The sequence below is a fragment of the Stenotrophomonas sp. 3diitr2024 genome, assembly GCF_042136455.1.
GTDB lineage: Bacteria > Pseudomonadota > Gammaproteobacteria > Xanthomonadales > Xanthomonadaceae > Stenotrophomonas > Stenotrophomonas sepilia.
The window spans coordinates 1-9,164 of sequence record NZ_JBHHMJ010000455.1 but is presented as its reverse complement, the minus strand read 5'-3'; the positions used below and the strand labels follow the sequence as shown (position 1 = coordinate 9,164).

Genomic DNA, 9,164 nt, shown 5'->3' with positions numbered 1-9,164 from the left:
CTGCTGGAAGTGGACAGCGAGGGTCACGGTGGCCTACGCCTGACCGATGCCAGCCGCGACGTGTTGACCGGCCGCCGCCAGATCAGCATGCGCCGCGACGATGTCGAGGTGGTCGCGCTGTGCGACATCGAACCGATCATGCTCGGCCGTGCCATGGACATGGTGGCCAAGGCCGGCAAGCCGGCCCCGAAGACCTACGGCCAGGACCGCGATACCAACGCCTGGAAGCGCCTGCTGGAACAGAAGGGCATCGATGGCGTGATCATCGCCACGCCGTGGGAGTACCACGCACCGATGGCGATTGCCGCGATGCAGGCCGGCGTGGCCGTGGGCTGTGAAGTGGTGGCCGGCATCACCCTGCAGGACCACTGGGACGTGCTGAAGACCCAGCTGAGCACCGGCACCCCGTACATGCTGCTGGAGAACGTCTGCTACCGCCGCGACGTGATGGCCGCGCTGCAGATGGTGCGCCAGGGCCTGTTCGGCGAACTGGTGCATCTGCAGGCCGGCTACCAGCACGACCTGCGCGGCGTGAAGTTCAATTCCGGCGACCCCAACCAGCCCTACGACAGCGGCGTGGAGTTCGGTCCGAAGGGCTGGAGCGAAGCTCGCTGGCGCACCGAGCATTCGGTGCAGCGCAACGGCGAGCTGTATCCCAGCCACGGTATCGGCCCTTGCGCGATGTATACCGGCATCAACCGTGGCAACCGCTTCACCCACATCAACGCCTTCGCGACCAAGGCACGCGGCCTGCACGAATACACCGTGGCCAAGAGTGGCGGCAGCACCCACCCCAGCACCCAGGTGAAGTTCAAGCTCGGCGATATCGTCACCACCACGCTGGCCTGCGAGAACGGCGAGACCATCCTGCTGCAGCACGACACCTCGCTGCCGCGCCCGTATTCAATGGGTTTCCGTGTGCAGGGCACCAAGGGCCTGTGGATGGACGTGAACCATTCGATCCACATCGAAGGCCGCAGCCCGCCGCACCAGTGGGAAGAGTTCAAGAAGTACCAGGACGCGTACGAGCACCCGCTGTGGAAGCAGAATGCCGACACCGCCGCCAGCGCCGGCCACGGCGGCATGGACTGGTTCGTCATCCATGCATTTGTTGAAGCGCTCAAAGCCAAGGCACCGATGCCGATCGACATCTACGACGCGGTGACCTGGAGTGCGATCACCCCGTTGAGCGAGCAGTCGATCGCCAACGGTTTCCAGACGCTGGAGTTCCCGGACTTTACTGCTGGTGCGTGGAAGACGCGCAAGCCGATCTTCGCGTTCGACGGTAAATACTGAGATTCATCCCTTCCATGCTGTGACGGAAATGCCGGGCGATGCCCGGCGTTTCTGTTTCTGGAGGCATTCGCCTTGTAGAGCCGAGCCCACGCTCGGCTGAATTTCCGACACGCTCCCCCCCCTGCATCAGAAAACTCTGAAATCCGACCCACTCCACAGTTTCTGACTTGAATGTGTAAACGACATCGGAGATAACGTCCCCCATGCGGTCAGACCGCATTCCGGACCAGGGACGATCCGAAGCATGACGTGGTGAGGCAACCGCCCCACGTTCTCGTTCCTGCCGGTGCTGTGTTTGTCCAGGAAGGAGAACAGGGATGTTGGAACGACTGAAGACCATTTCGTGTGCCGCACTGGCGATGATCGCGCTGGGGAGCTTGGCTCCTTGGGCTGCGCAGGCGCAGGAGGTGCAGAAGAAATGGGAGAGCTACCTGTCGATGGGCCAGCCGCGAGCTACCGAAGCGGCGGTGCAGAAGGACATCAAGTCGCTCTTTTCCCAGTACGAAAAGGACAAACCCTTCAATTGGCATGTCAAACGCCAACGCGTCCTTGGAAAGAAGGTCATCTACGATTACCGGGTGAGACCCGAGAAGATCGTTACTACCGACTGGGTCTACATCCACTCAGGGCAGGAGTACTCATCCGAAGATCAGATTCGTAGCGTGATCCTCGCTACCCGCGTCAGCGACCCGCAGTGCCCGGCGACTTCACTCACGGAGGATCCTTGGGTGGAGCTCCTTGGACTTGGCAGGGGCGACGACGGTAGCGTCACCAACGAGGAGAAGAATTTCCATTACACCTTGAACTTCTATCATCAGAGCACTCAAGAATGCTCGTCGATAGTGGGGTGGGAGCATGTGCGCCGGGCCAGAACGGCGCTTTGTCCGAATCGACCGTCCCTGACGTGGAATGAGGCCCTGCAGATGTGCTCTCTGGTCCAGCAGGACGAGCCGCACATGTCGCCCATGCTCTCCTACACAAGCGGGCCGCTGCCGCCGCAGCAGTGTCCTGTTGGTAACCCGTGTGATCCGACCACTGGCGATAAATCCCAGCCTGAGCCGGATTTCAACCTTGGATGGGTGAGCTTCCAACGCCACTATCACTCCCTGACGAGCACGGCGGGCGGCGCGTTGGGTACGGGCTGGACCCATTCCCACAATCTGCGGCTTACCGCAGGCGTAGACGATTCCACCTTCCCTCCCAGCTCCGAACTGAAAGTTGGGCTGATCGGCGCCGATGGCGGGCAGATCGCATTCCAGAAAGTGGGGGCAAGCTACGAAGCCATGGACGGAAGCGGCGATCGCGCGGTCCAGCAGGGCACCAACTGGCAACTTTCACGTGCCGGAGAGCGCATTTATTTTGATGCTGATGGCTTGATGCAGCGCCGTGATTTCGAAGACGGTACTTCGCTGACCTATGCACACGACAGCCGCGGCCGCCTGCTCAGCATCACCCATTCAACCGGTCGGCGCGTGGATGTCCAGTACCTCGCGCCGGGCGACGATTCACTGATCTCGGCCCTGGTGATCGCCGGCCAGCCTGTGGTGAGCTACGCCTATTCTCCGGCCGGGGAACTGATCACCGCGACCTATGCCGACGGTGCCAGCCGTACGTATCACTATGAGGACGCCCGCTTCCCGGGCTACCTAACCGGCGTGACCGCCGAAGACAACCAGCGCTACAGCTGGTACGGCTATGACACGCAAGGGCGAGTCACCTGCAGCCGCCATTCCGGCGATTGCAGCCAAGCCGACGTGGGCATTGATGGCGTGCGCCTGGAGTACACCCCGGCAGGCACCACCATCGTCACCGACGCACTGGGCAAGCAGAGCACCTACGCCTTGACCGCCAGCGGTACCAGCGGCCTTCCGCGCAAGGTCAATGGCATCACCGAGAGCAACGGCAGCATCAGTCGCACCTATCTGCCTGAGGGCACCGATTTCCGGCGTCGGCTTCAGTCGGTGACCGATCGCCGTGGCGTTGTTACCAACTACGCCTATGCGGAGGCCAGCGACGCTGTCGCAGGTGCTGTCAGTGTGACCACCACCACCGAAGCGGCCGGTACTCCGGACCAGCGCATCAGCGAAACGCGCGTGGCCATGGACAGCAATCGGCTGGTGCAGCAGACCGTCGGTAACCGTGAGGTCCGCGTCGCACGCAATGTGCGCCTCCAGCCAACCACCATCACCGTGCGCGACAGGGTGACCGGTGATACCCGCATCACCACGCAGACCTACTGTGAGGCCGAAGGGCCGGAGTGCCCGCTGGTGGGACTGCTGCGTAGCGTGGATGGCCCACGCAGTGATGTGGCGGATGTCTCCACCTATGCCTACTACACCGCGGACGACGCGGGATGCGCGGCCAATGGTGCCTGCAGTTATCGCAAGGGCGACCTGCGCAGCGTGACCAATGCGCTGGGCCAGACGGTCGAGACCTTGGCCTACGACGCGTTCGGGCGGCCGTTGTCGGTCAAGGATGCCAACGGCGTGGTCACCGATTACACTTACCATGCGCGCGGCTGGCCGACCTCGGTCACCGTGCGCGGTGCCACCACAGCCGAGGACCGGGTGACCCAGATCAGCTACTGGCCGACCGGCCAGGTGCAACAGATCACCGAGCCTGACGGCAGCAGCGTTACCTATGTCTATGACGCCGCCCAGCGGCTGACGGACATCGCGGACAGTGCGGGCAACACCATTCACTATGCGCTGGACAACGCCGGCAACCGCCTCAAGGAAGACACGCTGGATGCAGGCGGCACCCTGCGCCGTACTCTGGCGCGGACGTTCAACACGCTTGGCCAGCTGACCGCGCTGAAGGATGCGGGCAACCACGCCACCGGCTTTGCCTACGATGCCAACGGCAACCCGCAGACGATCACCGACGCCCTGCAGCGCGTGACCAGCCAGCAGTACGACCCGCTGAACCGCCTGGCGCAGACTCTGCAGGACGTCGGCGGCGTGGCGGCGGAGATCCGCAGCCAGTACAACGCGCTGGATCAGGTCACCCAGGTCACCGACCCGAAAGGTCTGCACACCACTTATGCCTATAACGGTTTCGGTGATCTGACCGGGCAAGTCAGCCCGGACAGTGGCGCCAGCAGCTTCACCGTGGACGCCGCCGGCAATCGCAAGACGGCTACCGATGCGCGTGGCGTCACCGCCACCTATCACTACGATGCACTCAACCGCCTGATCGGTATCGCCTATCCGGACCCCAATCTGGACGTGGGCTACAGCTATGACGTGGCGCCGGCCGCCTGTGCTGCCGACGAGCGCTTCGCCAAGGGACGGCTGGGGCAGGTGCTGCATGCCAATGGCAGCACCCAGTACTGCCATGACCGCTTCGGCCAGGTCACCCGCAAGGTGCAGACCGTCAACGGCGTTGCCAGTACGCTGCGCTATGCGTACAGCAAGTCGGGTCGCCTGACGGCATTGACGTATCCCGATGGCAGCGTCGCCGACTACGTGCGCGATACTCAGGGGCGCATCAGCCAGATCGGCCTGACCCGGCCCGGCCAAGCCCGCCAGATCGTGGTGAACAACGTGACCTACGCGGCTTTCGGCCCGGCGACCGGTTGGGCCTACGGCAACGGCCGCCAGCTGCAGCGTCCGTTAGACCTGGATTATCGCCCTCAGGCGGTGCATGACCCGGCTGCAGGCGGCCTGTCGCTGGGCTATGGCTACGATCCCGTCGGTTCGATCACCGAGCTGAAGAACGGCGCAGGCTCGTCGGTGCTGGCCAAGTACGCCTACGACGCGCTGGGTCGCCTGACCCAGACCCAGGACGGGACGACAGGCACGCCGATTGAAACCTATGCCTACGACGCCACCGGCAATCGCACCGCGCTGACCACCTCGGCAGGCACCGCCAGCTACACCTATCCCGCAACCAGCCACCGGCTGACCGCCGTGGACGGCGAAGCGCGCAACCATGACGCAGCGGGGAATACCACCAGCATCGGCAGCAAGACGTTCATCTATAACGATGCCAACCGCATGAACGCGGTGAAGCAGGGCAATTCCGTACTGGAAAGCTACGCCTACAATCATCGCGGCGAGCGCGTGCTGCGTACCCCGGCTGGTGGCGCAGCACAGATCACGTTGTACGACGAAGCTGGGCAGTGGCTGGGGAACTACTCGGCCACGGGCCAGGCGCAACAGCAGGCCATCTGGCTGGACAACTACCCGGTGGCGCTGATCAACGTGCCGGGCACCGGCGTGCCGGAACTTGCCTACGTCCAACCAGATCATCTGGGCACGCCGCGCGTGGTGATCGATCCGGTACGGAATGTCTCGATCTGGGAGTGGAGCAACAAGAGCGAAGTGTTCGGCAACCAGATTCCGAGGGCTGACCCGGATGGCGATGGTGTGGCGTTTGGGCTTGCGCTGCGCTTCCCGGGCCAGCAGGCCACGGATGCGAGTGGGTTGTTCTACAACTACCAGCGTGAGTATGAACCAATGGTGGGGCGGTACTCGCAGAGTGATCCGATTGGTTTGGTTGGAGGCATCAGTACTTATTCATATGTGAGTGGGAACCCTGCGTCTGCTTTGGATCGTCTTGGCTTACAGTCCGGTGCAGCTCGGGCTATGCGATTGCCACCTCCAGCGTATCGGCCTGGAAGTGGTTACCAGCAGTGGAATCCTGACCTCCCGGGCTATGGGGAAGGGCAAGCTCCTGCGCCATACATTGATATGAGTCCGATCCACTCGCCAATCGATGCTTTCATTGGTGCGACGGTAAGTTTGCCAGTAATCGTGGATGCTCTCGCCAACCTCTACTTCAGCAAGAAAAAGGACGGTGCGCGATCCAAGCCTACGAACTGTCCAGTAGGAACACTCCCTATAGACACGGCCAAAAAATCCTTCGGGCTTGATCATGGTGCCGTTGAAACCATTAAGGAAGGTTCCGCTGCTAGCCCGACGCACTGGACTGGTATAGCCCCAAATGGCGATATTTGGGTTGGGACGCAGGACGGCAAAGGTAGAATAGAGGGGAATATTAGTGATTATGGTTTTGGGAGGTGATGCGTGAGTGGTCTTTTGGTGAATATTTCACTTAGGTTTTTCCATCCCTCTGTTTCTGCTGAATCCATTAGGGAGGAAATTGGTTTGGAGTCCCGCTTTGCCCGCAGTGCAGGCGAGCCTAGACCAGCTCGGCAGGGTGAGGATCAGCAGCTCTATGAATTTACCTATCTATCTATTCCTCTCGCGAGGAAGGTGAATGTCGAGTTGGATGAGGAGATCTCCCGTTGGTGCGATTTTCTGATAAACAAGCGTGAGTTCATTGGCCACATCACAGATACGGGAGGGAGGGCAGAATTCTATATCAGCATCTTTGTGGGCGGACTTGGCGGATTTGAACTGGATCGTGCAGTTCTCACCAGAGTCACAACTTTGGGCCTCGGTTTGGCGGTGGAAATTTACCCGCCTTCGGGCGACGAGACGTAGAGCGCCTCGGGTGCGCGGTCGAATCGGCTGCATCGGGAATGTGGTCGGCAGAGGGGATGTCATCTATCTATCCCTGGATCCAGATGCGGTACTGGAGGAGGACGTCTGGGAACTGGTCGCATTGTTCAGGAGGTATCGGATTCCACTGGCCCAGCTGCGAACGCTGGAGGCAGGCAGGTACTCTCGAGCGCTGCGCGATGCCTTGCGCGAGTAGGGTGCCAAGCGGGAGGCAAGGTGCATGAGCTCCCGCACTCCTCCACAAAAGAACGCGATCGGGCTGCACGCCCTCGGAGAGGTACAAGATGAAAGCCAGGCAGATTCTTCGGTACGGGCTGGCCTACGCGGTGTCGTGTGGAGCACTCTGGCTGTTCCTGCACTTTGTGGGCAGGGCGCTTTACGCCTTCGACTCACATCAGGTTTTCTTCTGGCTGTATGCCGTCAGCCTTTTGTTGCTGGGAATCTGCGCACGGGTTCCCGCCGCGGGCCGCCTTACGATCAGGCGGCTTGCCAAGGGGGCTGGCTTGGGGCTGCTCGCGGGCCTTCTGGCCCAGGTCGTGGTGCTTGTACTGGAAGCCTATAGATTCAGCGGATTCAGCCCATCGCTGCTCTGGCAGGTACCGGTTTCGCTGACGGTGATGAGCGTCGTGCTGCTCACGCCGCTCTGGGGCGTAGTGCTGGTTGCCCTCACTGCCGAACACCGCCGCGACAACCACCCACGTCAGGCCTCGAAGCCATGAAGCACCTGAACGCCTTTTGCCTCGTGGTTGCACTGACATCCTGTGCGGCGCATCCGAACCGCACCACGAAGTGTCCGCCGGCCCATTTCACCTACGTCGGCACCGAGAGCGTCGACGGACTGACCTACGGGCGCTTCCAGGTCACCCACAATGCTGATCAGCCGCTTCAGCTGTGGGTGGATGAGAGACGCAGGTTGAACCCAAGGACCGCTCGCGCAGAGATGAGGCGCACAGGCGAGGATGCCTGGCGGCCTTACAACGTGATCCTTGAGGAAATCACACCGGGAGCGATCGGGCTGTCGATCGGGCAGGATGAACAGCAGAGCGTTCTGTTCGATGGTGATGGCCTGTTCCTGGCCGGCGCATCCAGCGCGGGCGCGAATTACTCCATCGTGGTACAGGACGCTGCCGGTTGCGAGCATCGCTCGGCAACGTTCATTCCCTGACATTTCTGGCGGCGCGCCGGCCAGGCAACGAAGGAAAAATGGCGCGCCCGGAGGGATTCGAACCCCCGACCAATGGCTTCGGAAGCCACTACTCTATCCGGCTGAGCTACGGGCGCGTTGTAGAACCGCCGCGCCGTCGGCCAGTGCCGGGGCGGGCATCGCAGCGCCATGAGGCGGTGCGGGACCGGCATTCTATCCAGTTTCGTCGAACAAATCTCCCCCCACCGGCAAAGCCCTGCCGGAGGGGCAGGAGTATCCTATCGCCATGGCTGATACCCCCCTCACTTCGCCGCAGTCGCCGGCGACGCCGCGTTGGCGGCATTACTGGAGTCTGATGCGCGCTGATCGCCCGATCGGCACGCTGCTGCTGCTGTGGCCCACCTGGTGGGCGTTGTGGCTGGCTGCCGGCGGCCTGCCGCCGCTGTGGACGCTGTTCGTGTTCACCGCCGGCGTGTGGCTGACCCGCTCGGCCGGTTGCGTCATCAACGACTACGCTGACCGCTGGCTCGACCCGCATGTGGAGCGCACCAAGGCGCGGCCGCTGGCCACCGGCGCGATCAGCGGTCGCGCCGCGCTGGCGCTGTTCGCCGTACTGATGCTGGTGGCCTTCGGCCTGGTGCTGACCCTGAACGGGCTGACCATCGGCCTGAGCTTCATCGGCGTGTTCCTGGCCGCCAGCTATCCGTACCTGAAGCGCTACACCCATCTGCCGCAGGTCTACCTGGGCATGTCGTTCGGCTGGGGCATCCCGATGGCGTTCGCCGCCGTGCAGGGCGAGGTGCCGATGCTGGGCTGGCTGCTGTATGCCGGCAACATCCTGTGGTCCACCGCCTACGACACCTGGTATGCCATGGTCGACCGCGAGGACGACCTGAAGATGGGCTCGCACTCCACCGCGATCCTGTTCGGTGATCTCGATCTGGTCATCCAGGGCGTGCTGTACGCGCTGTTCCTGGCCACCATGGCGCTGGTTGGCGTGCGCGGCGGGCTGGGTGGCTACTACCTGGCCGGCGTGGCCATGGCCACCTTGCTGGTGGTGTACGAATTCTGGATCTGCCGCAACCGCGAGCGCGGCCCGTGTTTCAAGGCGTTCCTGCACAACAACTGGGTCGGCGCCGCGCTGTTTGCCGGTATCGCCGTGGACCTGGCGCTGCGTTGACCCCAGGGGTTGGTAGAGCCGGCCGCTGGCCGGCTGCACCCGTGCGCGATCCCGAGTTTGCCGGCCAGCGGCCGGC

The 9,164-nt window shown here is 62.6% G+C and carries 6 protein-coding genes and 1 tRNA gene; 6 read left to right on the top strand and 1 reads right to left on the bottom strand.

Features of this window, described 5'->3' with window-relative positions; all coding sequences use genetic code 11:
* The 5 genes from ABGA94_RS11470 (at position 1) to ABGA94_RS11450 (ending at position 7,929) form a co-directional block, all read left to right on the top strand.
* Entirely contained in the window at positions 1–1,296 is a 1,296-nt protein-coding gene (locus tag ABGA94_RS11470) for a Gfo/Idh/MocA family oxidoreductase (protein WP_375367323.1), read from the top strand.
* 317 nt (positions 1,297–1,613) lie between these two features.
* Positions 1,614–6,323, top strand: a complete 4,710-nt coding sequence (locus tag ABGA94_RS11465; protein WP_240431561.1) for an RHS repeat-associated core domain-containing protein — start codon at positions 1,614–1,616, stop codon at positions 6,321–6,323.
* Between the two features lie 3 nt (positions 6,324–6,326).
* On the top strand, positions 6,327–6,746 hold the full coding sequence (locus ABGA94_RS11460) for a hypothetical protein (RefSeq protein ID WP_134955282.1): 420 nt from the start codon (positions 6,327–6,329) through the stop codon (positions 6,744–6,746).
* A 302-nt stretch (positions 6,747–7,048) separates the two neighbouring features.
* A complete protein-coding gene (locus ABGA94_RS11455) occupies positions 7,049–7,483 on the top strand; it encodes a hypothetical protein (protein ID WP_005420072.1) in 435 nt (144 codons plus the stop codon).
* On the top strand, positions 7,480–7,929 hold the full coding sequence (locus ABGA94_RS11450) for an adhesin (RefSeq protein ID WP_111128146.1): 450 nt from the start codon (positions 7,480–7,482) through the stop codon (positions 7,927–7,929). Before ABGA94_RS11455 ends, ABGA94_RS11450 begins: the two co-directional genes overlap by 4 nt.
* A gap of 39 nt (positions 7,930–7,968) precedes the next feature.
* Here the strand turns inward: ABGA94_RS11450 and ABGA94_RS11445 are convergent.
* A tRNA-Arg gene (locus tag ABGA94_RS11445) sits at positions 7,969–8,045 on the bottom strand.
* Positions 8,046–8,194: 149 nt separating this feature from the next.
* On the opposite strand from ABGA94_RS11445, the gene ubiA reads away from it, so the two are divergent.
* Complete coding sequence (ubiA, locus tag ABGA94_RS11440) at positions 8,195–9,088, top strand: 4-hydroxybenzoate octaprenyltransferase (RefSeq protein ID WP_065186584.1); 894 nt, start codon at positions 8,195–8,197, stop codon at positions 9,086–9,088.
* Positions 9,089–9,164 lie beyond the last annotated feature (76 nt).

Coding starts and splice junctions, on each gene's coding strand:
- ABGA94_RS11465 (WP_240431561.1), top strand. CDS start 1,614: ATGTTGGAACGACTGAAGACCATTTCGTGTGCCGCACTGGCGATGATC.
- ABGA94_RS11455 (WP_005420072.1), top strand. CDS start 7,049: ATGAAAGCCAGGCAGATTCTTCGGTACGGGCTGGCCTACGCGGTGTCG.
- ABGA94_RS11450 (WP_111128146.1), top strand. CDS start 7,480: ATGAAGCACCTGAACGCCTTTTGCCTCGTGGTTGCACTGACATCCTGT.
- ubiA (WP_065186584.1), top strand. CDS start 8,195: ATGGCTGATACCCCCCTCACTTCGCCGCAGTCGCCGGCGACGCCGCGT.